Origin of the sequence: Pseudomonas sp. SIMBA_068, assembly GCF_046534705.1 — a bacterium.
Taxonomy (GTDB): domain Bacteria; phylum Pseudomonadota; class Gammaproteobacteria; order Pseudomonadales; family Pseudomonadaceae; genus Aquipseudomonas; species Aquipseudomonas putida.
Genome location: NZ_JAWRYI010000906.1, coordinates 1 through 258 on the forward strand (window position 1 = coordinate 1; position 258 = coordinate 258).

Here is a 258-nt window from a genome sequence, read left to right on the forward strand (position 1 = left end):
CGGCTCGGGCTACATCAAGGACCAGGGTGTGCACACCTGCCCCGGCGCTCTGCCCGGCCAGTTCGGCACTAACGTGCGAACCACCACCCACCCAGGCCTGGTACTGCGCGACACCCAGGGCGTGCATCTGCGCGGCCTGGAAGTGCGCAACTTCTGCATTGGCATCCTGGTCAATCGCGCCAGTGGCAACGTCATCGAAGACAACCGCGTCATCGCCAACAAGGGCGGCGCTGGCATCATGCTGACCGGCGACGACGG

Annotated in this window: 1 pseudogene; it reads left to right on the top strand. The window is 65.9% G+C overall.

The annotated features are described in order from the left end of the window. Positions 1-258, top strand: a pseudogene (locus SB756_RS32005) (3-dehydroshikimate dehydratase); the annotation flags it as partial.